This is a genomic window from Pseudomonas sp. CCI3.1 (assembly GCF_034313985.1).
GTDB classification, from domain to species: domain Bacteria; phylum Pseudomonadota; class Gammaproteobacteria; order Pseudomonadales; family Pseudomonadaceae; genus Aquipseudomonas; species Aquipseudomonas psychrophila.
Map to the genome: position 1 here is coordinate 2,906,199 of NZ_JAVIWO010000001.1, position 26,415 is coordinate 2,932,613.

The 26,415-nt window shown below is 58.4% G+C and carries 23 protein-coding genes; 10 read left to right on the top strand and 13 right to left on the bottom strand.

Annotation, left to right across the window (positions count from 1 at the left end):
• Positions 1–26 precede the first annotated feature (26 nt).
• The 5 genes from RGV06_RS13170 to hutC all read right to left on the bottom strand — a co-directional run bounded on the left by RGV06_RS13170 (position 27) and on the right by hutC (position 6,496).
• Complete coding sequence (locus tag RGV06_RS13170; RefSeq protein ID WP_019825222.1) at positions 27–1,430, bottom strand: amino acid permease; 1,404 nt, start codon at positions 1,428–1,430, stop codon at positions 27–29.
• 76 nt (positions 1,431–1,506) lie between these two features.
• Positions 1,507–3,039 carry a histidine ammonia-lyase gene (gene hutH, locus RGV06_RS13175; protein WP_048352345.1) on the bottom strand — a complete coding sequence of 511 codons (1,533 nt, stop codon included), beginning with the start codon at positions 3,037–3,039 and terminating at the stop codon, positions 1,507–1,509.
• A 116-nt stretch (positions 3,040–3,155) separates the two neighbouring features.
• Positions 3,156–4,853 carry a urocanate hydratase gene (gene hutU / locus RGV06_RS13180; RefSeq protein ID WP_322150163.1) on the bottom strand — a complete coding sequence of 566 codons (1,698 nt, stop codon included), beginning with the start codon at positions 4,851–4,853 and terminating at the stop codon, positions 3,156–3,158.
• Between the two features lie 357 nt (positions 4,854–5,210).
• Complete coding sequence (locus RGV06_RS13185; RefSeq protein WP_322150164.1) at positions 5,211–5,789, bottom strand: HutD family protein; 579 nt, start codon at positions 5,787–5,789, stop codon at positions 5,211–5,213.
• A complete protein-coding gene (gene hutC / locus RGV06_RS13190) occupies positions 5,786–6,496 on the bottom strand; it encodes a histidine utilization repressor (RefSeq protein ID WP_173667408.1) in 711 nt (236 codons plus the stop codon). Before hutC ends, RGV06_RS13185 begins: the two co-directional genes overlap by 4 nt.
• 146 nt (positions 6,497–6,642) lie before the next feature.
• Between hutC and RGV06_RS13195 the strand changes: the two genes are divergently transcribed.
• Positions 6,643–8,007, top strand: a complete 1,365-nt coding sequence (locus RGV06_RS13195; RefSeq protein ID WP_322150165.1) for a formimidoylglutamate deiminase — start codon at positions 6,643–6,645, stop codon at positions 8,005–8,007.
• Positions 8,008–8,052: 45 nt separating this feature from the next.
• Here RGV06_RS13195 and RGV06_RS13200 read toward each other — a convergent pair whose 3' ends face one another.
• Positions 8,053–9,984: a RecQ family ATP-dependent DNA helicase gene (locus RGV06_RS13200; protein WP_322150166.1), complete on the bottom strand. Its 1,932-nt coding sequence runs from the start codon at positions 9,982–9,984 to the stop codon at positions 8,053–8,055.
• Positions 9,985–10,186: 202 nt separating this feature from the next.
• Here RGV06_RS13200 and RGV06_RS13205 point away from each other — a divergent pair, with 202 nt between their 5' ends.
• From RGV06_RS13205 to RGV06_RS13215, 3 genes are read left to right on the top strand one after another with little or no spacing between them, the layout of a single operon-like run.
• Positions 10,187–10,459, top strand: a complete 273-nt coding sequence (locus RGV06_RS13205) for a BrnT family toxin (RefSeq protein ID WP_046810582.1) — start codon at positions 10,187–10,189, stop codon at positions 10,457–10,459.
• Positions 10,419–10,697, top strand: coding sequence for a BrnA antitoxin family protein (locus RGV06_RS13210; protein ID WP_322150167.1), 279 nt, complete (start codon positions 10,419–10,421; stop codon positions 10,695–10,697). Before RGV06_RS13205 ends, RGV06_RS13210 begins: the two co-directional genes overlap by 41 nt.
• Positions 10,698–10,719: 22 nt before the next feature.
• Positions 10,720–11,070 (top strand): DUF1493 family protein, encoded by a 351-nt coding sequence (locus RGV06_RS13215; protein WP_048352596.1) that lies wholly within the window; start codon positions 10,720–10,722, stop codon positions 11,068–11,070.
• A gap of 166 nt (positions 11,071–11,236) precedes the next feature.
• Here RGV06_RS13215 and RGV06_RS13220 read toward each other — a convergent pair whose 3' ends face one another.
• From RGV06_RS13220 to RGV06_RS13230, 3 genes are all read right to left on the bottom strand, one after another.
• Entirely contained in the window at positions 11,237–12,778 is a 1,542-nt protein-coding gene (locus tag RGV06_RS13220) for a phosphoenolpyruvate carboxykinase (RefSeq protein ID WP_019821763.1), read from the bottom strand.
• Positions 12,779–12,957: 179 nt separating this feature from the next.
• Positions 12,958–13,860, bottom strand: a complete 903-nt coding sequence (hslO, locus tag RGV06_RS13225; RefSeq protein WP_019821764.1) for an Hsp33 family molecular chaperone HslO — start codon at positions 13,858–13,860, stop codon at positions 12,958–12,960.
• A gap of 145 nt (positions 13,861–14,005) precedes the next feature.
• Positions 14,006–14,413, bottom strand: a complete 408-nt coding sequence (locus RGV06_RS13230) for an RNA-binding S4 domain-containing protein (protein WP_019821766.1) — start codon at positions 14,411–14,413, stop codon at positions 14,006–14,008.
• Between the two features lie 268 nt (positions 14,414–14,681).
• On the opposite strand from RGV06_RS13230, the gene RGV06_RS13235 reads away from it, so the two are divergent.
• Positions 14,682–15,131 (top strand): ATP-dependent zinc protease, encoded by a 450-nt coding sequence (locus tag RGV06_RS13235; protein WP_173667409.1) that lies wholly within the window; start codon positions 14,682–14,684, stop codon positions 15,129–15,131.
• Entirely contained in the window at positions 15,128–16,033 is a 906-nt protein-coding gene (gene rimK / locus RGV06_RS13240) for a 30S ribosomal protein S6--L-glutamate ligase (RefSeq protein ID WP_016783140.1), read from the top strand. The genes RGV06_RS13235 and rimK overlap by 4 nt, the downstream gene beginning before the upstream one ends.
• Positions 16,034–16,089: 56 nt before the next feature.
• On the opposite strand, the gene RGV06_RS13245 is transcribed toward rimK, so the two are convergent.
• Together RGV06_RS13245 and ompR are read right to left on the bottom strand one after the other, a co-directional pair.
• Positions 16,090–17,403: an ATP-binding protein gene (locus RGV06_RS13245; RefSeq protein WP_322150168.1), complete on the bottom strand. Its 1,314-nt coding sequence runs from the start codon at positions 17,401–17,403 to the stop codon at positions 16,090–16,092.
• A gap of 114 nt (positions 17,404–17,517) precedes the next feature.
• Positions 17,518–18,258: a two-component system response regulator OmpR gene (ompR, locus tag RGV06_RS13250; RefSeq protein ID WP_019821773.1), complete on the bottom strand. Its 741-nt coding sequence runs from the start codon at positions 18,256–18,258 to the stop codon at positions 17,518–17,520.
• Between the two features lie 358 nt (positions 18,259–18,616).
• On the opposite strand from ompR, the gene RGV06_RS13255 reads away from it, so the two are divergent.
• The 4 genes from RGV06_RS13255 to RGV06_RS13270 all read left to right on the top strand — a co-directional run bounded on the left by RGV06_RS13255 (position 18,617) and on the right by RGV06_RS13270 (position 23,739).
• Complete coding sequence (locus RGV06_RS13255) at positions 18,617–20,938, top strand: Tex family protein (protein ID WP_322150169.1); 2,322 nt, start codon at positions 18,617–18,619, stop codon at positions 20,936–20,938.
• Positions 20,938–21,321 carry a PaaI family thioesterase gene (locus RGV06_RS13260; protein ID WP_019821776.1) on the top strand — a complete coding sequence of 128 codons (384 nt, stop codon included), beginning with the start codon at positions 20,938–20,940 and terminating at the stop codon, positions 21,319–21,321. Before RGV06_RS13255 ends, RGV06_RS13260 begins: the two co-directional genes overlap by 1 nt.
• Positions 21,322–21,521: 200 nt before the next feature.
• Entirely contained in the window at positions 21,522–23,105 is a 1,584-nt protein-coding gene (gene gshA / locus RGV06_RS13265) for a glutamate--cysteine ligase (protein WP_046810261.1), read from the top strand.
• Positions 23,106–23,475: 370 nt separating this feature from the next.
• Positions 23,476–23,739, top strand: coding sequence for a DUF3077 domain-containing protein (locus tag RGV06_RS13270; RefSeq protein ID WP_322150170.1), 264 nt, complete (start codon positions 23,476–23,478; stop codon positions 23,737–23,739).
• A gap of 92 nt (positions 23,740–23,831) precedes the next feature.
• Here RGV06_RS13270 and argA read toward each other — a convergent pair whose 3' ends face one another.
• Both argA and argE read right to left on the bottom strand, forming a co-directional pair.
• Positions 23,832–25,130, bottom strand: a complete 1,299-nt coding sequence (gene argA, locus RGV06_RS13275) for an amino-acid N-acetyltransferase (protein ID WP_019821782.1) — start codon at positions 25,128–25,130, stop codon at positions 23,832–23,834.
• A 132-nt stretch (positions 25,131–25,262) separates the two neighbouring features.
• Entirely contained in the window at positions 25,263–26,405 is a 1,143-nt protein-coding gene (gene argE / locus RGV06_RS13280; RefSeq protein ID WP_019821784.1) for an acetylornithine deacetylase, read from the bottom strand.
• Positions 26,406–26,415: the final 10 nt, after the last annotated feature.

Genomic DNA, 26,415 nt, shown 5'->3' on the forward strand with positions numbered 1-26,415 from the left:
GCGTCACTCCGTCAATGATCAAAAACTCAGGAAAGCTCGGGCGCCACTTCAACTGCCCGACCCGCTGCCGGCTTTACCCACAATAGATAGGCCACAACCAGGAAGACAATCCAGACCGCGCCTACCATCAGTGCCGCCTGCGTCTCAGGGAAGTAACCCAGTACCCCGAAAATAAACACCATGAATGCAATAGCAGCCATTGGCGCATACGGCCAGAACGGCACAGGGAACTTGAGTTCGGCCACTTGCTCACGGGTCATGGAGCGGCGCATGGCCACTTGGGTCACCAGGATCATCAACCACACCCACACCGTGGCGAAGGTGGCAATCGAGGCGATCACCAGAAAGATGTTTTCCGGAATCAGGTAGTTGAGCACCACACCGCCCAACAACGTAGCGCCCATCACCAGTACGGTCATCCACGGCACGCCATGGCGGGAGATTTTGGCAAAGCCTTTAGGCGCCTGCCCTTGCTGTGCCAGGCCGTACATCATGCGGCCTGCACCAAAGATGTCACTGTTGATGGCCGACACCGCCGCCGAGATCACCACGATATTAAGAATGGTGGCCGCCGAGCTGATGCCCAGGCTGTCAAAGATCTGCACGAACGGGCTGCCCTGGCTACCGATCTGGTTCCAAGGGTAAATAGCCATCAACACAAACAGGGTCAGCACATAGAACAACAGGATGCGCAGCGGTACCGCGTTGATCGCCTTAGGGATCACACGCTGCGGGTCTTTGGCTTCGCCGGCAGTGATGCCGATGATTTCAATGCCGCCAAAGGCAAACATCACCACGGCAAACGAAGCGATCAAACCGCCCACGCCATTAGGCATGAAGCCGCCGAAGGACCACAGGTTGCTGATGCCAGTGGCCACAGCATCCGAGCTGCCAGAGGTACCGATCCCGAACAGCATGATGCCGAAGCCGGCCAGGATCATGGCTACGATGGCGGCAACTTTAAGCAGCGACAGCCAGAATTCCATTTCGCCAAAGACTTTGACGCTGCACAGGTTCAAGCCGCCGATCAGCAGCACGATGCCCAGCACCCAGATCCAGCGCGCGACTTCCGGGAACCAGAAGCCCATATAAATGCCGAAGGCGGTGACATCGGCCAGACACACGATGATCATCTCGAAGGCATAGGTCCAGCCCAGGATAAAGCCGGACATGGGGCCCAGGTAGGTGCTTGCATACTGGCCAAACGAGCCGGACACCGGGTTATGCACGGCCATTTCGCCCAGTGCTCGCATCACCATGAACACGGCGGCGCCACCAATCAGGTACGCCAGCAGCACAGCAGGTCCAGCCATTTGGATGGCAGCGGCTGAACCATAAAAAAGACCCGTTCCGATCGCTGAACCCAGCGCCATAAAACGGATGTGGCGAGCGGATAGCCCGCGTTTCAAACCTTGAGTCTGGTTTTGCATTTCGCGTCCTTGATTATTTTTGTCGGCGAAAACAGAGACGCAGAGGATCCATAAGACCCTCTGCGTTTTTTTGGGGTTACAGGCTTGGCAGAACGTGAGCAGGCAGCAGATCGTTCAGGCAACGAGTAGCCAGCAGTTTCATGGCGACTTCGATATCCGGCGCGAAGAAACGGTCTTTCTCATAGTGAGCGACCTTGCTGCGCAGGGTCGTGCGAGCGACTTCAAGCTTGGCCGAGGTTTTCAGGCCATCACGCAGATCCAGACCCTGGCACGCGGCCAGCCACTCGATGGCCAGCACGCCACGGACGTTTTCAGCCATTTCCCACAGACGCTTGCCAGCAGAAGGAGCCATCGATACGTGGTCTTCCTGGTTGGCCGAGGTCGGAATGCTGTCGACACTGTGCGGGTGGGACAACGCCTTGTTCTCGCTGGCCAAGGCCGCAGCCGTAACCTGAGCGATCATGAAGCCGGAGTTCACGCCACCATTGGCCACCAGGAACGGCGGCAATTGCGACATGTGCTTGTCCATCATCAACGAGATGCGACGCTCACTCAGCGAACCGATTTCAGCAATCGCCAACGCCATGTTGTCTGCCGCCATCGCAACCGGTTCGGCGTGGAAGTTGCCACCGGAAATCACGTCGCCCTGCTCGGCGAATACCAGCGGGTTATCCGACACCGCGTTGGCTTCAATGCCCAGCACTTCGGCGGCCTGACGGAACTGGGTCAGGCAGGCGCCCATTACTTGTGGCTGGCAACGCAGGGAGTACGGGTCTTGTACCTTGTCGCAGTTCTTGTGCGACTCGGACACTTCGCTGCTCGTGCCCAGCAGGTCGCGGTAAATCGCAGCGGCGTCGATTTGCCCGCGTTGACCGCGTGCAGCATGAATACGTGGATCGAACGGCGAACGCGAACCCAGTACCGCTTCAACTGTCAGGCCGCCGCACGCCATCGCGGCAGCAAACAGGTCTTCGCCTTCAAACAGACCGCGCAGGGCGTAGGCCGTCGACACTTGAGTGCCGTTGAGCAAGGCCAGGCCTTCTTTTGCCGCCAGGGTCAGAGGCTCAAGACCGGCTTGCTTCAAGGCAGTCACTGCATCCAGCCACTCGCCTTTGTAACGGGCCTTGCCTTCGCCCAGCAGTACCAGCGACATATGCGCCAATGGCGCCAGGTCGCCCGATGCACCTACCGAACCTTTGAGCGGGATATGCGGATAAACCTCGGCATTGATCAGAGCGATCAAGGCATCAATTACCACGCGGCGAATCCCGGAGAAACCACGGCTCAGGCTGTTGACCTTGAGCACCATGATCAGGCGTACCAGATCATCGCTGATCGGCTCGCCGATACCGGCTGCATGGGACAGCACCAGAGAACGCTGGAGGTTTTCCAGGTCTTCGCTGGCGATTTTGGTCGACGCCAACAAACCGAAACCGGTGTTGATGCCGTAGGTGGTGCGGTTCTCGGCAAGGATCTGCTCAACGCACGCCACGCTGGCATCGATCTGCACCGACGCACTTTCGTCCAGGCTCAGGGTGACCGGCTGCTGATAGATGTCACGCAGTTGGGCAAGGCTCAGTTGGCCGGGGATCAGGTTTAACTCAAGCACGTTAATACTCCTTCACGCGTGTAACCAAAATTATAGAAATCTTTAGCAACCTTGTGGGAGCGAGCCTGCTCGCGAAGGTCGTTCGCGAGCAGGCTCGCTCCCACAGAAGACCAATGTCAGCCGTTAATCATCGGCAGGTTCAGGCCCTGCTCGTTCGCACAGTCGATGGCGATGTCATAACCCGCATCCGCGTGGCGCATCACGCCGGTTGCCGGATCGTTGTGCAGGACACGGGCGATGCGCTCAGCCGCTTCGTCGGTACCGTCACACACGATCACCATCCCCGAATGCTGCGAGAAGCCCATGCCTACGCCGCCGCCGTGGTGCAACGACACCCAGGTCGCGCCGCTCGCGGTATTGAGCAAAGCGTTGAGCAATGGCCAGTCGGACACAGCGTCCGAGCCGTCTTTCATTGACTCGGTTTCGCGGTTCGGGCTCGATACCGACCCAGAGTCCAGGTGGTCGCGGCCGATCACGATCGGGGCTTTCAGCTCGCCACTGCGGACCATTTCGTTGAAGGCCAGGCCCAGCTTGGCGCGTTGACCCAGGCCTACCCAGCAGATACGGGCCGGCAGACCCTGGAAGCTGATGCGCTCGCGGGCCATGTCCAGCCAGTTGTGCAGGTGCGCGTCGTCGGCAATCAGTTCCTTGACCTTGGCGTCGGTTTTGTAGATGTCTTCGGCATCACCCGACAGCGCGACCCAACGGAACGGGCCTACACCACGGCAGAACAATGGGCGGATATAAGCCGGCACAAAGCCCGGGAAGTCGAAGGCGTTTTCTACGCCCACTTCTTTGGCCATCTGACGAATGTTGTTGCCGTAGTCGAAGGTCGGCACGCCCGCTTTCTGGAAGGCCAGCATGGCTTCAACGTGCTCGCCCATCGAGGCTTTGGCGGCTTTGACCACGGTAGCCGGATCGGTCACGGCGCGGTCGCGGTACTGTTCCCAGGTCCAGCCTTTAGGCAGGTAGCCGTTCAGTGGATCGTGGGCGCTGGTCTGGTCAGTGACCATGTCCGGGCGTACACCACGACGAACCATTTCTGGCAGCAATTCAGCAGCGTTCCCGCACAGGGCGATGGAAATTGCTTTGCCTTCGGCGGTGTATTTGGCGATACGGGCCAGCGCGTCATCCAGGTCCGCGGCTTGCTCGTCGACATAGCGAGTGGCCAGGCGGAAATCGATGCGGCTTTGCTGGCATTCGATGTTCAGCGAGCAGGCGCCGGCCAGGGTGGCGGCCAGAGGCTGGGCACCGCCCATGCCGCCCAAACCGGCCGTCAGCACCCATTTACCGACCAGGCTGCCGTTGTAGTGCTGGCGACCGGCCTCGACGAAGGTTTCGTAGGTGCCCTGGACGATGCCCTGGCTGCCGATGTAGATCCAGCTGCCGGCGGTCATCTGGCCGTACATGGCCAGGCCTTTGGCGTCGAGTTCGTTGAAGTGCTCCCACGTGGCCCAGTGCGGCACCAGGTTGGAGTTGGCGATCAGGACCCGTGGCGCGTTGCTGTGGGTTTTGAACACGCCGACCGGCTTGCCCGACTGCACCAGCAGGGTTTCGTCGTCGTTGAGGTTGGTCAGGCTTTCGACGATTTTGTCGTAGCACTCCCAGTTACGCGCTGCCCGTCCAATACCGCCATACACCACCAGCTCGGTCGGGTTCTCGGCCACTTGCGGGTCGAGGTTGTTCATCAACATCCGCAGCGGCGCTTCGGTCATCCAGCTTTTAGCAGTGAGCTGGGTGCCACGGGCGGCGCGGATTTCACCATCACGGTGACGGGTGAACTCAGCAGGCGATTTTGGGGTAGTTGAAGTCACGGGTAACTCCTCAGCGATAGTCGGATGCGTCGGGTGTGAGAAGAGGATCGACGCACACTTATGTACTTGTACATACAAGCATATGCAAGTTAGCGGCCAATGTGTGAAATTCGCAAATGAAAAAATTTGAGAGCCCGAAAACACAGGCTAAAAACCGTGCGCCAGGTTTGTGAGAAGAGAACGAATGATTCGCAGGAGTGTTACTGAGGAGGGTGCGCGCGCTGAATTGGGGCGTTCGGTAACAGAGCGTGTAGCGTGTGTAGTCGCTGCCGCAGGCTGCGAAGCGGGACGTGGGCGCCCAAGAAAACGGGTTGCTCCGCAACCCTTCGCAGCCTGCGGCAGCGACTACATGGCTAGTTAGACCGTGCTCAACTCAATCACACAGCACAAGCCTGTTACCGTCACTTCCAGCAACTCGCGATTGCCGCTCAGTTGCAGGCAATCGTAACGGCCCAGGTGTTCGTGACAGCGACTACCCAAGGCCACGTGTACCGATTCACCCCCACTGAAAACCACCAGGGTATGCGCCGAACTGAACAAGCGCTGCGGGGTTTTCGCTTCCAGCCATTGCAGCCGCGCGGTGTAGCGTTGCGGGGCGTAGATCAGGTTGAAGTCGCGGATCGGTCCATCGATCAGGGTGCAGGCGACGGCGCTTTCACCCTTGAACGCAAAAGCATCGAACGGTAACAGTGCCCGCGTGCTCACACCGTCGACTTGCAGGTTCATGCCTGCGCCTTGCAGCACGCTGATGATTCGCTGATAGCCGTCAAAACGTGAAAAGCCGCCGGACTCGCCAATGTCCGCAATCGACAGGCGCCAGCCAAAGCCATCAAGGCCCTCGCCTGCGTCACGGGTGATTTCTTCAGTGCTACCGCCGCCGTTTTTCCACGGCATGCGCGGGTAGTCGACGGCACGTAAAACTACAGGCTGACTCATTTATTGAAACGTCCTTCAAGTCGATGACGGGAACCGGGGTGGATCAATCGGGCGGCGGTCACAGGCTGACGACCCGACCAGGTGCGGCGGCGAATCAGCAGGCACGGCTCGCCGGGCTCGATTTGCAGTAACTTGCACTCTTTGGGGTCAGCCAAAATCGCCTCAACCACGTGCTCGCCCTCAGTCAGCGGCGCGACTTGGGACAAATAGGCGTAAGGCGTTTGCTGGGTGAAATCCTGCTTGAGGTAATCCGGTGCCACCAGGGCATTGACGAAACGGTCCTCGATTTGCACGGCAATTCCGTTCTCGTAGTGCACGATCAGTGAGTGAAAAACTTTCTGCCCTTCACGCATGTCGAGCACAGCGGCACGTTCCGAGCCGGCCATTTCTTCACCCAGACTGATGACCTTGCAGCTGTGCGTATGCCCACGAGCTGCGATTTCATCGGCGATGTTGTTGACCTCAAACAGCGCGGACTGCGTCTTGGGCTCAGCCACAAAGGTGCCCACGCCCTGCATGCGCACCAGCAAGCCGTCGGCGGTCATTTCACGCAGCGCACGGTTGATGGTCATGCGACTGAAACCCAGTTGGGTCACAAGCTCGCTCTCGGAGGGCACACGATAATGCGGCGGCCAGTTTCCACTCTGGATCTGCGCAGTGATCATTTGCTTTACTCGGGCGTAAAGCGGGGCCGGGCTATCGCCCATGTGGGCGGCCAGCGGGGACACGACAGGCGGAGTCGACACAGGCAATCCTTGGTAATGAGTTAAGAGTCGTAGCTTGCCGGAGTTTACCGAGCAGGCAAACGTCTGTATATGTATATACAAATTACAAGCAATGGGGTACCGAACCGATGTCCGTCTTCTTTGCCGAGCGCGCGCTACTGCCTACAGGCTGGGCTACCAATGTCCGCATCGAGGTCGGTGCCGATGGCTACTTGACCCGAATCCAGGCCAATGCCGACGCGCACGGCGCCGAACGGCTGAACGGCCCATTGCTGCCGGGCATGCCGAATCTGCACTCCCACGCATTCCAGCGGGCCATGGCCGGTTTGGCCGAAGTGGCGGGCAATCCCAACGACAGTTTCTGGACGTGGCGCGATTTAATGTATCGGCTCGTCGGAAAAATCAGCCCTGAGCAGCTCGGCGTTATAGCTCGTCAGTTGTACATCGAAATGCTCAAGGCAGGTTACACCTCGGTAGCCGAATTCCATTACGTACACCACGATCTGTCAGGTCAGTCCTATGCCAATCCGGCAGAGCTGGCGCTGCGCATCAGCGAAGCGGCACGCTCCACTGGCATTGGCCTGACTTTGCTGCCCGTGCTTTACAGCCACTCGGGCTTTGGCGGCCAGGCACCCAATGACGGTCAGCGACGCTTTATCAACAGCACCGAGCACTATCTAAAGCTGCAGGAGCAGTTAAAGCCGCTGCTGGCCCAACAGCCGGCACAAACCCTGGGTTTATGCTTTCACTCGCTGCGCGCCGTCACCCCCGAGCAAATCCACGAAGTGCTGCAGGCCAGTGACACGACCTGCCCGGTGCATATCCACATCGCCGAGCAGCAAAAGGAAGTCGACGATTGCCTGAGCTGGAGCGCCAAGCGTCCGATCCAGTGGCTGTACGACAATGTCGAGGTCGATCAGCGCTGGTGCCTGGTGCATGCGACCCACGCCAACGCTGCCGAAGTCCAGCTGATGGCGCAGAGCCAGGCCGTGGCCGGGTTGTGCCTGACCACTGAGGCCAACCTGGGTGACGGTATTTTCCCGGCCGTGGATTTCCTCGCTCAAGGCGGACGCATGGGCATCGGCTCGGACAGCCATGTGTCCCTGAGTGTGGTTGAGGAACTGCGCTGGCTGGAATACGGCCAGCGCTTGCGCGATCAGCGCCGCAACCGGATGTATCGCAGCGATCAGCCAATGATCGGCCGAACGTTGTACGACGCGGCACTGGTGGGCGGCGCTCAGGCAATGGGCCAGGCGGTTGCCGGATTGGCCGTGGGCCAGCGCGCCGACTGGTTGGTGCTTGACGGTAACGACCCGTACCTGGCCACGGCTCAGGACGATGCGATTCTTAACCGCTGGCTGTTTGCTGGCGGCGACCGTCAGGTGCGTGACGTATTGGTCAACGGCCAGTGGGTGGTGCGCGACGGCCGTCATGCCGATGAAGAAGTCAGTTGCCGCGACTTCACCCGGGTATTGCGCGAGTTGTTGGGGTAACAAAAACCTGCGGTCGCCCTCGCCGCCTGCGGCAGCGACTACCTGTTAACTCAGCCCTTTCACCGCCCATTCCCGGACCTCGGCATAGGGGTAGTTCTCCAATGCCGCAAAACCTGGAATGGCACGCGCTTTCATCTTGGTGAACATCGGCACGCTGATCCCGCATAAAAACCGGGTCAGGCGTTCTGCCGGGGGATAACTTCCCGTGAACTCCTGATGCCTGTGGATAAAAGCACCGCACAGCGCTTCGAAGTTTTTATCCACAAGCGGCATCAGTGCGGGTGGCTCCGGCAAGTGAGCGACCTGCCCTGCACACACTGAACAATGGCCGCACTGCTGCGGCGCCTGCTCATCCCCAAAATACTGCGCCAGCCGGTAGCTCAAGCAGGTTTCACTGGCGAACAGCGCCAACATGGCGTGAATCCGCGTAATCTCGCCACGCTCGTGAGCCGTGAAGTAGGCATGCAGCTCCAGGCTCAGAGCCTGGGCATCAAAATCTTGAACCAACAGGCTGTAGACCTCGGTCATCTGCTTGCTTTCAAGTTCGATCCAGCCCTTCTCCTGAAAGTAATCCAGCGCTTTGACCACCCGGTTCCGGTCGGCCTGATGCTGGCTGTACAGCGCGTCGAAATTCACCGTGGCCCAGGTTCTGGCACGACTGGAAGTCTGAATGATGGCTGAGACGAATTGCTGACGCTCGCCTTCAAACTTGGCCAGCAACACATCGGGTTCGATCAGGAACTTGAAACGATATTCGGCGAAATACGCATAGCGAGGAGCGATCAACCCACGCAGCTCCAACTGCACCAATAAGGTCTTGAGCGGTAACTGACGAATATTGCTCTGATCGGACAGAGGCAGCAGCATGAATTCCCACTGACCTTCAGCAATCACCTCACGCAACTCATCAAGCACACAGCGAATGCCTTGCAACTCCGGCGTGTCGCCGTACACAAAGTTTTCCAAAACGTTGAGGCTGTCGCGATTGGCCAGTACCAGGCACTCGGAGGGATCGCCATCGCGCCCGGCGCGGCCGATTTCCTGGCTGTAGTTTTCGATCGACTTGGGCAAGTCGAAATGCACCACGTTGCGGATGTCGCTTTTGTCGATGCCCATGCCAAAGGCAATGGTGGCAACGATGCAATTCAACTGCCCGCCCATGAACTGGCGCTGAATGCCCTCGCGCTGATCATGGGGCAAACCGGCGTGATAGGCGTTGGCGCTGATCCCGTTCTGGTTCAAGTGCTGGGCAATGTGCTCGGCGGTCTTTTGCAGCGTGACATACACAATGCTCGGCTGGCCGATACGCTCGCCCATCCACTGCACCAGGCGCTGACGCTTGGCGGCGCCAGTGACGGGCTCGACCCACAGATTGAGATTGGCGCGGTAGAAACCGGTGGTGATGACGTCCGACTCGGCAATCGCAAATTTGACCTGCATGTCAGCGATCACATTCGGGGTCGCGGTAGCTGTCAGCAGCAGCGCTTGCGGGATATTGAACTGGCGCTGGTAGTCCGGAAGCTTCAGGTAGTCCGGACGGAAATTATGCCCCCACTCGGAAATACAGTGCGCTTCGTCCACCACCAGCAGGGAAATCGGCACTTGCTGCAAAAAGTTACGAAAGCGCTCGTTCTTGAGGCGCTCGACCGAAATCATCAGGATCTTCAACTCGCCCGCTTTCGCCCGGGCCATGACGGCGCTTGCCTCGTCGCGGCTTTGCGCCGAATCGATGCTGGCCGCTGCAATCCCGTGGCGCTGCAAAAAAGCCAGCTGGTCCTGCATCAGGGCCAACAGCGGCGAAACCACTAGCGTCAGGTGAGGCAACAGCAACGCCGGCAGTTGGTAACACAGGGATTTACCCGATCCCGTAGGGAAAATCGCCGCCGCCGAACGCCCGGCCAACACGGCACTGATCGCCGCTTCTTGCCCGGCCCGAAACTGTGGATAACCGAAGACCTGTTCGAGGGTGTTGTGCATCACTGTCACTCCTTTGACCGCTGCAAAGCGCAGAACTCTACGCCAGGTTTGCAGCCGGTCGCGAAAAGGCCGGGGGCAAATTGAGAGGGGATGATACAGGGTCGAGCCAGGATGCCTTGAATAACCCTTTGTCAGGAGAAAACGCAAAATTTGGCAACAACAGGATTTTGCCAGTAGTATTTATTGTGCATACGATAAATTGATGCAAATAACCTACGACATCACCAAACGCAACAAGACGCTAATCGAGCGAGGCCTTGATTTCGCTGACGCAAAAACCCTATTTGCAGGTCATCACTTCACATCGGAAGACTCACGCCAGGATTACGGCGAAGTCCGACTAATCAGCATCGGCCTGTTACAGGAGCGCATGATTGTTTTGGTCTGGACACCGCGCGGCGCGGACCGCCGTATTATTTCCATGAGGAAAGCCAATGAGCGCGAACAAGCACTCTACGCCCATCGACTGGGCTGACCCGGATGACGCGCCCGAACTGACAGAAGCCTTTTTTGAAGCTGCCGACGAGTTCAAAGGTCCGCTGTTGATTAAACGCGGCAGACCCAAGGCGGACAAAGTGCTCACACGAATCACCATCCGTCTTGCTCCCGAAGTCGTAGAGCAATTCAAGGCCTCCGGCCCCGGCTGGCAAACACGCATGAACGCAGCACTGGCTGACTGGTTGAAGAGTCATTCGCCAGGAGAGATTCCTTGAAACTCATTTCGGACTTTTGATAATGAAACTCGCCACCGACCTCCCGGACACCCCCATCCTGCGCGAGCTGATGCAGTTGCTGCATGAAGAAATCGGCCTGCCGGAACACAAAACCATCAGCCTAAAAACCGCGATCAACGCAGATCTTGGCTGCAATGGCACCGATGCCCAGCATTTGATGGAAGCTCTTGAGGAGCGTTTCGGGCTCGAATTGGCGGACTATGATGCCTACCGCTACTTCCAGCCTGCGGGCAACGACCCGCATCTCAAGCGCAAGGCCAAGGGCCGCGAGGGCAAAGTACCCTTGACCATCGGCATGCTGTACGCGGCGATCAGAAGCGGCCATTGGGATACGCAAAGCCTGGAAGCTTAGGCGAAACGTTCTGTGGTGAGCCTGCTCGCGATGCAGACGACGCGTTTTATCCGAATGATCGCGGTGATGCCTTCGCGAGCGGGCTCGCTCCCACAAGAACTGCACAGGCACAAAAAAGCCGCCCTCTCAGGCGGCTTTTTTATGGATCAACACACTGACCGAATGCTTACGCCTTCGGACCCGCTGCCTTGATCGCGTCGCTGACGTCGAACTTCTTGAAGTTCTCTACGAACAGGCCAGCCAATGCCTTGGCAGCTTCGTCGTAGGCAGCTTTGTCTGCCCAAGTGTTGCGTGGGTTGAGCAGAACAGTGTCAACGCCCGGCACGGCCAAAGGCACGTCGAGGTTGATGGTGTCCAGGTGCTCGGTTTCTACGCCAATCAGAGCACCGCTCTGGATCGCTGCAATCACGCCACGGGTGGTCGGGATGTTGAAACGCTTGCCAACGCCGTAGCCACCGCCGGTCCAGCCGGTGTTAACCAGGTACACCTTGGAGCCGAAGCCGCGGATGCGCTTGATCAGCAGCTCAGCGTATTCGCCAGCCGGGCGCGGGAAGAACGGTGCGCCGAAGCAGGTGGAGAACGTCGACTTGATGCCGCTGCCCGAACCCATTTCAGTCGAGCCCACCAATGCGGTGTAGCCAGACAGGAAGTGGTAGGCCGCCTGTTCTTCGCTGAGGATCGACACAGGTGGCAATACGCCAGTCAGGTCGCAGGTCAGGAAGATAACAGCGTTTGGCTCGCCGCCCAGGTTCTTCTCGGAACGCTTGGCAACATGCTCCAGAGGGTAAGCTGCGCGGCTGTTCTGGGTCAGGCTGACATCGGCATAGTCAGGGTGCTTGGCATCGTCGAGAACAACGTTTTCCAGCACGGCGCCGTGCTTGATGGCTTTCCAGATGACCGGCTCGTTCTTCTCGGACAGGTCGATGCATTTGGCATAGCAACCACCTTCGATGTTGAACACCACACCTTCGCCCCAACCGTGTTCGTCATCACCGATCAGGTAACGGCTTTCATCGGCGGACAGGGTGGTTTTACCGGTACCCGACAGGCCGAAGAACAGGGTCACGTCGCCTTCTTCGCCAATATTGGCCGCGCAGTGCATAGGCAATACGTCAGCAGCAGGCAACAGGAAGTTCTGTACCGAGAACATGGCTTTTTTCATTTCACCGGCGTAACGCATGCCGGCGATCAGCACTTTTTTCTGGGCGAAGTTGAGGATCACGCAACCGTCAGAGTTGGTGCCATCACGCTCAGGTACGCACTCGAAGTTGGCCACATTGAGCACTTGCCACTCTTCACGACCGGCCGGGTTGTACTGAGCCGGATTGATGAACAGGCAACGACCGAACAGGTTCTGCCAGGCAGTCTGGGTGGTCATTTTCACGGCCAGGTAGTGGTCTTCGGAAGCACCTACATGCACGTGGGAAACGAAATGCTCTTGCGCGTTGTTGAAAGCCTCGACGCGGTCCCACAAGGCATCGAACTTGTCGGCCGGGAACTTGCGGTTGATCGGGCCCCAGGCAATGGATGCCTGAGTGGACGGTTCTTCAACAATGAAGCGGTCAGCCGGTGAACGGCCTGTACGGTGGCCAGTTTCGACAACCAGTGCGCCATTGTCGGCAAGCTCGCCTTCACCACGGCTCAGGGCTTCTTTGACCAGATCGTCGATGCTCAGATCGGTGTACACGGCGTTATTAGCTTGCGTCATGAGGTTCCCCGTCGGCCATTGGCCGAGTGCGCCAAACGTTTTGTAGTAGAAAAGTTTGCACTACTACCGCGAAAAAAGTGGGCCGGATTATGCCAGAAAACCCCAAAAAGAGTAGGGCCCACCTGTCAGAACCGCGCAAGAACGGGGTTTGACAGGTGTTTTACCTAGGCTGAATCGTTTTAGTGATGAGTGCCAGAAGGGGATTCGACACCAGCGCCAGCGAATAATTGATCGACATCGGCGGCATCAAACAGGTAGCGCTCGTTACAAAACTGGCAGTCGATTTCGATATGACCGCCATGTTCGGTAACCAGGGTCAACGCGTCTTCATGACCCAGGCTGGTCAGGGCATTACCCGAGCGCTCACGGGAGCAGCTGCATTTGAATTCAATGGCTTCGTTGTCAAACAAGCGCACTGTTTCTTCGTGATACAGACGGTGCAGGATGGTTTCGTTGTCCAGCCCCAGCAGCTCTTCAGCCTTGAGGGTATCGCCCAACATCAGCAACTTGTCCCAGCTGTCGACTCGCTCGTCTTCATCCTTGACCACGTCGGCAGGCAACTGCTGCAGGAACATGCCACGGGCACGCTTGCCATCAGCAACCAGCCAGAAGCGGGTTGGCACTTGCTCAGACATTACGAAGTAGTTGGTGAAGCAGTCAGCCAGGGTTTCGCCGTTCAGGTCCACAATCCCCTGGTAGCGTTTGCCAACAGTAGGATCAATGGTAATGGCCAGTACGCCGTTGGGCAGCAGATCGGCCAGAGTGGCATCCGGAGCAATGCTGTCGGCGTCGAAACGGGCCAGACCGCGTATCTCACGGTCGCTGGTGCACTCGATCATCAACAGCGGAACCGGGCCTTCGGAACGGGCCTGCAGGCTCAGCAAGCCATCGATTTTCTGGTTGCCCACCAGCAACGCAGCGGCGGCCATCAGCTCGCCCAGCAACTGCTGGACCGGCTGTGGGTAAGCGTGCTTGGCCAACACGTCAGCGTAGCTGTGCTCCAGCGAAGCCAGTTCGCCGCGGGCGTCGCTGGTATCGAACATAAAGCGTTGTGTGGCATCGGTTTTGAGTATGTCGGACATAAGAATAAGGTTCTGAATTGGTGACAAAATGTGTACGGATCGTTGAATGTCGTGCAGGTCTAAGGACCTTATATGGCGCCATGCAGGGATGATTACAAGTTATGCGCACACAGACTCGACGTACGGTTTGCGAACAGCGGTCAGCTCACTCGGCACCACTGGCGTCATGGAATTGATGCAATTGGCGTCGTTGTTTCTTGGTTGGCTTTCCATCGGTGCTGATGCCCATTGCACCGGATTTGCGCATAGCCGCCGCGTTTTCGCGCTTGGCGATGCTTTGTTCGGTTTCGGCGTACAACAATTGAGCCTCGGGAGCGCCTCGACGCACCACTGACAACGCTTTGACTTCCACAGTACGCTCCTCAAGACCTACACGGACTTGCAACTCATCGCCCAAGCGTGGCTCTTTGCTCGGTTTGCAGCGTTCACCACGGCAATGCACCTTGCCGCTTTCAATCGCGGCTTTGGCCAGTGCACGAGTTTTGTAAAAGCGCGCTGCCCAGAGCCACTTGTCCAGGCGAACCTTGTCGTCCTCTTCCTGTTTTTGCGCCACTGGAATTCCTCTTCATTTGAATAGTCAGAACTGTACTACTACTTACGATGAACAACTGAAGCAATCAGCCCGATAGAATGCCTGCCTGCTGAACAGCGTACACGTAGATAACTGTCGCCATTTACCGGATATTCTGCGTGAATACTCTTTCTACACCGCCAAGTCGGCATCGCCGATTGTTTTACCTGCAGGGTTTCTCCTGCAGCCTGAATACGTTAATCGCTGGTTACTTATATTGAAGACTTTTGATCACTTGACCGTTGTCGGTCTGCGCGAGTGGGTGGCGCTTCCCGATTTGGGAGTTGCCGGCCTGCGGGCGAAAATCGACACCGGTGCCAGTACCTCCAGCTTGCACGCCACCGAGATCGAGCCTTTTGAGCGCGAGGGTGAAAAGTGGGTACGTTTCAATGCCCATTTGGGCACGCTGGTACAGCTGCGCCACCGCCGCTGTGAAGCCCCGTTGGTGGCCATAAAAACCATAAAAAGCTCCAATGGTCACACCCAGGTTCGCTATGTCATCCGTACCGGCCTGGCGCTGGGCGATCGGGTCTGGCAGGTCGAGTTCACCCTCGCCTGCCGCAAATCGATGCGCTACCGCTTATTACTGGGCTCAAAAGCCCTGATTGACGGCCAACTGGTCGTCAATCCAGAACATAAATACGTTCAAGACAAGCCGGTGTTTCCGGTCACTACTACCTCTGCCACAGGTGTTGCATGAAGATCGCTGTGCTGTCGCGTAACCCGCGTCTGTATTCCACTCGTCGTCTGGTTGAAGCCGGTACCGAACGAGGCCATGAAATGGTAGTGATCGATACCCTGCGCGCCTATATGAACATTGCCAGTCATAAGCCGCAGATTCACTATCGCGGCAAGCCGCTGGAAGGCTTCGATGCCGTGATCCCGCGTATTGGCGCCTCGGTCACATTCTATGGCTGCGCGGTGCTGCGTCAGTTCGAGATGATGGGTGTTTTCCCGCTCAATGAGTCGGTAGCGATTGCCCGTTCACGCGACAAGCTGCGCTCGTTGCAACTGCTGTCGCGTCGTGGCCTGGGTTTGCCGGTGACCGGTTTTGCCCACTCCCCTGATGACATTCCCGACCTGATCGAGATGGTCAACGGCGCGCCACTGGTGATCAAGGTACTGGAAGGCACCCAAGGCATCGGCGTGGTGCTGTGTGAAACTGCGACTGCGGCCGAATCAGTGATTGAGGCCTTCATGGGGCTCAAGCAAAACATCATGGTGCAGGAGTACATCAAGGAAGCGGGTGGCGCCGATATTCGCTGCTTCGTGGTTGGGGACAAGGTAATCGCGGCCATGAAGCGTCAGGCCAAACCTGGCGAATTCCGCTCCAACCTGCACCGGGGCGGTAGCGCCAGCCTGATCAAGATCACTCCTGAAGAGCGCATGACCGCCATTCGTGCGGCCAAGGTCATGGGGTTGAGTGTGGCGGGGGTCGATATCTTGCGCTCCAACCATGGTCCACTGGTGCTGGAGGTCAATTCTTCGCCGGGCCTGGAAGGGATTGAAACCACCACTGGCAAGGATGTGGCCGGGATCATCATTCAACATCTGGAAAAAAACAGCAGCCCGCATATGACACGGACCAAGGGCAAAGGCTAACCACGCATCAAACCCTGTGGGAGCGGGCTTGCCCGCTCCCACAGAGCCAGAAAAATCTAGACAGCCCCTCTTGGCAACATCAGCCCCAGCGGCAGGCGTACACGGGCTTCCAGCCCGCCGCCGCTGCGGTTGCGCAACTCGACATTGCCGCCATGCATGGAGGCAATCCGCTTCACGATCGCAAGTCCCAACCCAGTGCCTTTGCCACCACGAGCACGATCACCACGAATGAACGGGTTGAAGATGTCTTCAAGCTCCGAAGGGTCAATGCCTGCGCCCCGGTCCATCACGCTCAGCACCACGTACGGTGCACTGACGTCTCCAGACACATAAGCCGCAACCTCAACGTCTTCGCCCGCATGGTGCAGGGCATTGCCGATCAGGTTGTTGAGCAGGCGTTTCATCGATACCCGCCGCAACGCAAACGGCTGGATCGGCTGTAAGCGCAAGCGAACCTCCTCACCGTTCTGGTTGTAGGGCGCTACCACTTCGCGGATCAAATCACACAGATCAACTTCTTCGACCGGCTCGTCACGTCCATCACGGATAAAGGCCAGGAACTGATCGAGAATCGCATCCATGTCTTCAATGTCACGCACCATATCGTCTGAAAGGTCGCTGTGGTTGCCCATGAGCTCAAGAGAAAGGCGCAAACGGGTCAACGGTGTTCGCAGGTCATGGGACACGCCCGCAAGCATCAGTTCACGCTCACGGCCTGCCTGTTCGACATCTTCAGCCATTTGATTGAAGGCGCTGTACACCTCGGTCATCTCGCTGGGAGTGTCACTTATTGGCAAGCGCACACTGCGCCCCTGCCCCAGTTGACGAGCTGCATACACCAGACGCTTGAGCGGCTGGTTGAGCTGACTGACGAAAATCCATGCCGATGCTGTGGATAACAAGCCGATTGCCAGGAACCATCCCAGCACATTCCAGATTTTCTGCCCGCGAAGCGGATGCGGATACAGCGGCACTTTCAACCAGCCCTCACCCAGGCTGGGCGCACGCACCCACAGAGCAGGAGACGTATGCATGCGCAAGCGAACTTCGGTATCGGGACCAAGTTCGTCTTGCATCTGACGTTGGTAGATTTCGCTGTAAGGCCAGTGTTGCTCACCCTCAGGCACACCACCGCCCACGACGCGTACCAGATCAACGGCATCGATAATCTTGTTGCGGTTTTCCTCATCAGCGGCCCAATAGGCGCGCAGGGTCAGTGCCACACCGTGACTGTACTGGCGGTCGACCAATACGTCTTCGTTCATGAGCAGGTAAACCAGCGTCAACGCCTTGGAAAACAGAACGACTATCAGGACAAGCCAGAGAGTGCGAGAGAAGAAACTTTGGGGAAACCAGAGAGGGGTTTTCATAGACAGCCGTTTTTACACTTTGCAGGAGCGAGCCCCAAGGCCCGCAAAAAAATGAATCGCGAGCCACGCAGGCACCGGACGGCACCTGCATGACTCGCTCCTACAAATGATCTGTCACTTGGTCGCGTTACCATCCGGCACGAACACATAACCTACGCCCCAGACGGTCTGGATATAGCGCGGCTTGGACGGATCAGGCTCGATCATGCGACGCAAACGGGAAATCTGGACGTCGATTGAACGCTCCAGCGCATCCCACTCGCGACCACGGGCCAGGTTCATCAGCTTGTCACGGGTCAATGGCTCACGAGCATGCATGACCAATGCTTTAAGCACCGCAAACTCACCCGTGGTGAGCATGTGAACTTCGTCGCCACGCTTAAGCTCGCGAGTAGCCAGGGACAACTCGTAATCACCGAAGGTTACGCTTTCGTCTTCACTGCCCGGCGCACCCGGCACTGGAGCCGACTGGCGGCGCAATACAGCTCGCACCCGCGCCATCAGCTCATCGGGGTTAAACGGCTTGGCCAGGTAATCATCGGCGCCCAGTTCCAGACCCTTGATGCGGCTCAGCTCGTCGCCTTTTGCTGTAAGCATGATGATGGGCACCCGGTTGCCCGCTGCACGCAGGCGGCGGCAGGCAGACAAGCCGTCTTCGCCGGGCAGCATCAAATCCAGTACCACCAGGTTAAATACCTCACGAGCCAGCAAACGATCCATTTGCTCGACGTTCGGCACAGCCCGAGCACGATAGCCCTTGCTGACGAAGAAACGTTCCAGCAGGCTGCTCAGCCCTGGATCGTCATCAACGATGAGAATTTTTTCGCCTTCAGCCGTTTGTGCAATGCTGCTCATTAGATGCTCCTGTGATCTCGGCGCGCATTATGGCTTAGCTGCTGTCATACGCATGGTGTGCATTGTTAGCAGATTTTTCCTCTACAAACAGCAGACCCATCAATGAGGCCGCAGCCCGCAGTCCCCTGAATCCGGGAACGCTGGTTATAATGCGCCGCCTTTTGTGTCAGGCAACCTCGAATTTTCAATGGTTGTGGCAGGATTTATTTTTTCAACACCTGCCGTAATTTGCTGATTTCACGGGTCAACAGGCTGCCCTTTTGGCCCAGGTAGCGGCGCCCTCCGGGCCGCTCAACCAGCCTCGCAGGCCTTCAAGCCCGGGCCTGCGAGCCTGCATCACAATTTGTCAGGTGGTTTTATGGACAGCATCAACAGCCGCATCGCCGAAGAACTTGGCGTGCGCCCGCAGCAGGTCGAAGCGGCCGTCGCTCTTCTGGATGAAGGCTCCACCGTACCCTTCATTTCTCGCTACCGTAAGGAAGTGACCGGAAGCCTGGATGACACCCAGTTACGTCATCTGGAAGAACGCCTGCGCTATCTGCGTGAACTCGACGAACGGCGCACAAGCATCCTCGCCAGCATCGAAGAACAAGGCAAGTTGACGCCAGAACTGGCCCGCGATATCAAACTCGCCGAGACCAAAACCCGCCTCGAAGACTTGTACCTGCCGTACAAGCAAAAGCGCCGCACCAAGGGCCAGATCGCCCTGGAAGCCGGCCTTGGCGAACTGGCTGATGGCCTGTTCAACGACCCGACACTCAATCCTGAGACCGAAGCTGCCCGTTTTGTCGACGCAGAAAAAGGTGTGGCGGACGTCAAGGCGGCCCTCGATGGCGCCAAGTACATTCTGATGGAGCGCTTCGCCGAAGACGCCAGCCTGCTGGATAAACTGCGCAGTTTCCTCAAGCACGAAGCCATTCTCAGCGCCCGTGTTATCGCTGGCAAAGAAGAGGAAGGCGCCAAGTTCCGCGACTACTTCGAACACGATGAGCCGCTCAAAAGTATGCCGTCGCACCGTGCCCTGGCGATTTTCCGTGGCCGCAATGAAGGTATTCTCAGCTCTTCGCTCAAGGTGGGTGAAGAACTGCCTGGCACCATGCACCCCGGCGAGATGATGATTGCAGAGCGCTTCGGCCTGCAAAACCAGAACCGCCCGGCTGACAAGTGGCTAAGCGAAGTTGTGCGCTGGACCTGGAAGGTCAAGCTCTACACCCACCTCGAAACCGACTTGCTGGGTGAATTGCGCGACGGCGCCGAGACCGAAGCGATCAACGTATTCGCCCACAACCTGCACGACCTGCTGCTGGCTGCACCGGCCGGCCCGCGGGCCACACTGGGGCTGGACCCGGGCCTGCGTACCGGCTGCAAACTGGCCGTGGTGGATGCCACCGGCAAAATGCTGGAATACGCCACCGTTTACCCGCACGTGCCGCACAACAAGTGGGATCAGACCATCGCCGTCATGGCCGCCCTGTGCGCCAAGCACTCGGTCGAGCTGATTGCCATCGGAAACGGTACCGCCAGCCGCGAAAGCGACAAGCTGGTCGCTGACCTGATCAAGAAATACCCGGCGCTGAAAGTCACCAAGGTGATGGTGTCCGAGGCCGGTGCTTCGGTGTATTCGGCCTCGGAACTGGCCGCCAAGGAATTTCCGGATCTGGATGTATCGATCCGTGGCGCAGTATCGATCGCCCGCCGCCTGCAAGACCCGTTGGCCGAGCTGGTGAAAATCGACCCTAAATCCATCGGTGTCGGCCAGTACCAGCACGATGTGTCCCAGCTCAAGCTGGCACGCGGCCTGGACGCAGTGGTGGAAGACTGCGTAAACGCCGTGGGCGTGGACGTAAACACCGCGTCCGTGGCGCTGCTGGCCCGCATCTCGGGCCTCAATGCCACGCTGGCGCAAAACATCGTGAGCCATCGCGATGAAAACGGCGCTTTCAAAACCCGTGCCGCACTGAAAAAAGTCAGCCGCCTGGGCGAAAAAACCTTCGAGCAGGCCGCCGGCTTTTTGCGCGTCATGAATGGCGACAACCCGCTGGACAGCTCGGCGGTTCACCCCGAAGCCTACCCGCTGGTCAAGCGCATTGCTTCGGACACCGAGCGCGACATTCGCTCGCTGATCGGCGACGCGAGCTTCTTGAAGCGCCTCGATCCGAAGAAGTTCACCGACGAAACCTTCGGTCTGCCGACTGTTACCGACATTCTGCAAGAGCTGGAAAAACCCGGCCGCGATCCGCGTCCCGAGTTCAAGACGGCTGAGTTCCAGGAAGGCGTGGAAGACCTCAAGGACCTGCAACTGGGGATGATCCTGGAAGGCGTCGTCACCAACGTGACCAACTTCGGTGCTTTCGTCGATATCGGCGTGCATCAGGACGGCCTGGTGCACATCTCGGCATTGTCCGAGAAGTTCATCAAGGACCCGCGCGAAGCCGTGAAAGCGGGTGACGTGGTCAAGGTCAAGGTCATGGAAATCGACATCCCGCGCAAACGCGTTGGCCTGTCGATGCGCATGAGCGACACACCGGGTGAGAAGATCGACGGCGCCCGTGGCGCACGCCCGGGTTCCGCCCCACGCCAGCAAAGCACTGCGCCACGCAAAGAAACGGTTGCCGCAGCGCCGAGCAACAACGCGATGGCTTCGCTGTTTGCCAACGCCAAACAGCTGAAGAAACGCTAATGACGCTCCCGGACGGCCTGACCCAAAGCGCTTTCAGCACGTTGATCGGTTGCCGCGTGCAGTCGCTGGAAGACGGTGTAGCGCACGTAGCGCTCAGCCTGGAGCCGCAACTGCGCAACCGGGGCGGCAAGATGCACGGTGGCGTGCTGTTCAGCCTTGTGGATATCAGCATGGGGCTGGCGTGTTCCAGCGCCCATGGGTTCGATCAACAGAGCGCAACCATCGAGTGCAAGATCAACTACATCCGCGCGGTGTCTGACGGCGAGGTGCTGTGTATCGCCAAAGTCATCCATCCCGGGCGACGTACGCTGGTGGTCGAAGCGGATGTATTCCAGGGCGACAAACTGGTCGCAAAAGCACAAGGCACGTTCGCTGTCCTGTAGCCGCCACAGGGTCATTTGAGTTAATTTCGGTACTGCTGACGCGGTGCCGAAATGCGCTTGAAGCGCTCAGGGGCCGAAACAGGGACGGGGCCAAAGCAATATCAACAAAAGCCAGGCGACCACGCCGGTTTCAACTTCACCCTTGTAGACCGTCCTGACCACCCCCATATTGGGGCGACTGACGCGTGAAGGAATCCAACTTGAGCCAACTTCTCAACCGCCGCCTGGCTCTGCTCAGCGAGCGCGCTAACCTCACTCTGCTTGGGCAATGCCTGCATGGCATCGAGCGCGAATGCCTGCGCGTCACGCCTGATGCACGCCTGGCTCAGACCCCGCACCCAGAAGAATTGGGCTCGGCGCTGACCAACGATCAAATCACCACAGACTATTCAGAGTCGCTGCTGGAGTTCATCACCCCGGCCCTGCCCGATCCGGCAGAGACGCTGGCCAGCCTCGACAAGATCCACCGCTTTGCCTACAGCAAGCTCGGTAACGAGTTCCTGTGGAGCCCTTCGATGCCGTGTCCGTTACCGGCCGAAGAAGACATCCCGATTGCCTACTACGGCACGTCCAATATCGGGCAGCTCAAGTACGTGTACCGCAAGGGCCTGGCCCTGCGATACGGCAAGACCATGCAGTGCATCGCCGGTATCCATTACAACTTCTCCCTGCCCGAGGCCCTGTGGCCCGTGCTGATGCAGGCCGAAGGGTTCGTGGGGACCGAGCGCGACTATCAATCGAACGCCTACATCGCCCTGATTCGTAACTTCCGTCGTTACAGCTGGCTGCTGATGTACCTGTTCGGCGCCTCGCCAGCACTGGATGCGGGCTTTTTGCGCGGCCGTTCTCACCAGTTGGAACAACTGGACCCGGATACGCTCTACCTGCCGTACGCCACCAGCCTGCGCATGAGCGACCTGGGTTACCAGAGCAACGCCCAGGCCGGCCTGACACCGTGCTACAACAACCTCGACAGCTACACCGACAGCCTGCGCAAAGCAGTGGCCACGCCTTACGCACCCTATGTTGAAATCGGCACGCACAAGGATGGCGAATGGGTGCAGTTGAACACCAACATCCTGCAAATCGAAAACGAGTACTACTCCAACATCCGCCCCAAGCGTGTGACGTACACGGGTGAGCGTCCGATTCAGGCCCTGGTGTCACGTGGTGTGCAGTACGTTGAAGTGCGTTTGCTGGATATCAACCCGTTCCTGCCAGTGGGCATCGACCTGCCGGAGGCCCGCTTCCTGGATGCCTTCCTGCTGTATTGCGCGCTGCAAGAGAGCCCGCAATTCGATAGCCCGGAATGCGGCAGCTGCACGTCGAACTTCCTGAGCGTGGTCAAGGAAGGTCGTCGTCCGGGCCTGCAATTGCAGCGCGATGGTGAAGCAGTCGACATGAAGGAATGGGCGGCAGAACTGCTGGAAAAAATCGCTCCACTGGCCGCCCTGCTCGACCAGAGCCACGGTGGCGATCACCACAGCAAAGCAGTCGACGAGCAGTTGGCCAAAATCAAGGACGTGTCACTGACGCCGTCTGCCAGAGTGCTGGCCAGCATGACCGAGCACAATGAAAGCTTCGCCCAGTTCTCCATGCGCCAAAGCCTGGCTCACGCAGAGTTCTTCCGCAGTGAACCGTTGAGCGCAGAAGATCAGGCTGCATTCGAAGAAAAAGCCCGCAAGTCACTGCTCGAACAAGCCGAGACAGAGAAGATTGAAGAGGGCGATTTCGATTTATTCGTGGCCTCGTATCAGGCAAGTATTCTGGCGATCAGTAACTAAATAAACCCTCACCCTAGCCCCCTCCCGGAGGGCGAGGGGACTGATCGGTGGTGTTCGTGCGAGCGCGGGCGGTCAGTTCCTACGCCCACTGAGGCAATGGACGGCTTCCGCGTTTTGAAGCGAAGCGTACTGTGCATCGTCACTGAAAAAAACAGTGACCGGGCATGAGAATCCGATGAACAATATCGAACTGAACGCCATCGCAAGATGGCATTCATTGTGTACAGTCCAACGTGTTATGGCGGCTGTGCGCGGGAGGCCTTTGTGCCTGCCGGGGTTCCTATTGTCCCGATTCTCAGCCCGCGCACGGCTGCCACCATTTGCCTGAGAACAAAAAGTGGCAGCTCTTAGTCCCATAGGAGCGCACTCAATGACTGATCGTCCCCCAATCAAAACCCTCGGCACCGTCACCTTCGGCCCCTGCGGCCAGGACAACCACGAGCTGTTTCGCGTTAACCCCGACATACCGTTGCGCCAGGCGCTGGAGCAGGTGTCGGCCTTGCTGTATTGCGCAAAAAAACTGGCGCTGGATGCCGCGCTGGACAAGAACTGTCAGCACCATGCCTGGGCTTCGCATTACTTGTGCGACATGGGCAAGGCGGTGATTGATGATGTGTGTTTGCGGGAGTTTTGACGGGGTTTGCTGAGCACCGTGGGAGCGAGCCTGCTCGCGAAAGTCATCGCGAGCAGGCTCGCTCCCACAGTTGAATGGTTCCTCGTCAGCGGTTACAGCGTCTTCTCGAAGATCTTGGAGTTACGCTGATAGTTGTACAGCGACGCTCGCGCCGCAGGCAGACGCTCAACACCACTAGGTACAAACCCGCGCTCACGGAACCAGTGCGCAGTGCGCGTAGTTAAGACGAACAGCGTTTTCAACCCCTGAGCCCGAGCACGGTTTTCGATACGCTCCAGCAGCTCATCGCCACGGCGACCATGACGGTACTCCGGATTCACCGCCAGGCACGCCAGCTCCCCCGCATCCGAATCGGCAATCTGATACAGCGCCGCACAGGCGATAATCATCCCTTCGCGCTCAACCACGCTGAACTGTTCAATCTCACGCTCCAGCACTTCTCGCGAGCGACGCACCAGAATGCCCTGCTCTTCCAACGGGCTGATCAGATCGAGCAAACCACCGACGTCTTCAATCGCCGCTTCGCGGATCAGTTCGAATTGTTCCTGGGCGACCAACGTACCGCCACCGTGACGGGTGAACAGCTCCGTCAGCAAAGCGCCATCTTCGGCATAGCTGACGATATGGCTACGAGCCACACCACCGCTACAGGCCTCGGCAGCTGCTTCCAGCAGTTCGGCCTGGTAGTCGCTGCCCAAACGCTTCATGTGGGCAGGCACTTGCTGTGGGCGCAGCTCACGCACCAACCGCCCTTCTGCGTCGAGCAAGCCGGACTCGGCGCCGAACAACAACAGCTTGTCCGCCGCCAGGTCGATCGCGGCACGGGTGGCGACGTCTTCACAGGCCAAGTTGAAAATCTCACCGGTCGGCGAGTAGCCCAAGGGCGACAGCAACACAATCGAGCGCTCATCGAGCAGACGGTTGATGCCCTTGCGGTCGACACGACGGACTTCGCCGGTATGGTGAAAGTCCACGCCATCGAGCACGCCAATCGGCCGTGCGGTAACCAGGTTGCCGCTCGCCACCCGCAGGCGCGAGCCCTGCATCGGCGAAGACGCCATGTCCATCGACAAGCGCGCTTCAATCGCAATGCGCAACTGCCCTACTGCGTCGATCACGCACTCCAGGGTTGAGGCGTCGGTGACGCGCATGCCGTTGTGGTAATACGGCACCAGACCGCGGGACTCAAGCCGGCTATCGATTTGCGGGCGCGAGCCGTGAACCAGTACCAGGCGCACGCCCAAACTGTGCAACAACACCAGGTCGTGGACGATATTGCCAAAATTGGGATGTGCCACGCCGTCGCCGGGGAGCATGACGACAAAGGTGCAATCGCGGTGGGCATTGATGTAAGGAGACGCGTGACGCAACCAGTTAACGTAATCGTGCATAACCAAAGCCTGTAAAAAATAAATCGCCTAAAAAGGGCTAAAACAGCAAACGCACATCGGGCTGATGGTTATCGTCGAAACAGGGTCGGCAACACGCGCGCGCTCCTTGTGTGAAATGCAAAGGGATCGCCACTACTTCAGGCAATAGTGTTCGACCAGTTGAGTCAGTAGACGCACCGTAGGCTGCAAACGTGACATTTCCAGGTATTCCCCCGGCTGATGCGCACAGGCGATATCGCCCGGCCCCAGTACCAACGTTTCGCAGCCAAGCTGCTGAAGATAAGGCGCTTCGGTACCAAACGCCACTGCTTGCGCGCGATGCCCGGTGAGTCGCTCGGCAACCCGCACCAACTCAGCGTCGGCGTCCTGTTCGAATGGCGGCACTCCGCCAGCAATGGGGGCGAAATCAATCTTCACCTGATGGCGCTCGGCCAACGGTTGCAGCTTGCCGCGAATGATGGCCCGCAGTTCGTTCGGGTCCATGCCCGGCAACGGTCGCAGGTCAAACTCAAGCGAGCATTGCCCGCAAATCCGGTTCGGATTATCGCCGCCATGAATACAGCCAAAGTTCAGGGTCGGTTGCGGCACGCTGAACTGCGGGTTGCGGTATTCATTGAGCCACTGCTGGCGCAGGCCTTTGAGTTCGCTGATCACATCGTGCATGGCATCAAGTGCGCTGTGGCCCAGGCTTGGATCGGATGAGTGGCCGCTGCGTCCGAGAATCTCGATGCGCTCCATCATCACACCCTTGTGCATGCGGATTGGCTTGAGTCCGGTCGGCTCGCCGATCACGGCGGCGCGGCCCAGCGGCCTGCCGGCTTCGACCAGCGCCCTGGCGCCAGCCATCGACGTCTCTTCGTCGCACGTGGCCAGAATCAGCAGCGGCTGCTTGAACGGTTGATCGAGCAACGGGCGTACCGCTTCGATCACCAGTGCGAAAAAACCCTTCATGTCGCAACTGCCAAGGCCGACCCAGCGGTTATCCACTTCTGTGAGTTTGAGCGGATCGGTTTGCCACAGCGCTTCATCGTAGGGCACGGTGTCGCTGTGCCCGGCCAGTACCAGCCCGCCGGGACCGCTGCCGAAGGTGGCGAGCAAGTTGAACTTACCAGGGCTGACCTGCTGGATATCGCAGTTAAACCCCAACCCACTCAGCCAGGTGGCCAGCAAGTCGATCACCCCACGATTGGACTGATCCAGATAAGGCTGGGTGCAACTGACCGACGGTGTGGCGATCAAGGCAGCGAACTGCTCTTTCATGGAAGGTAAAGGCATGCGCTGACTT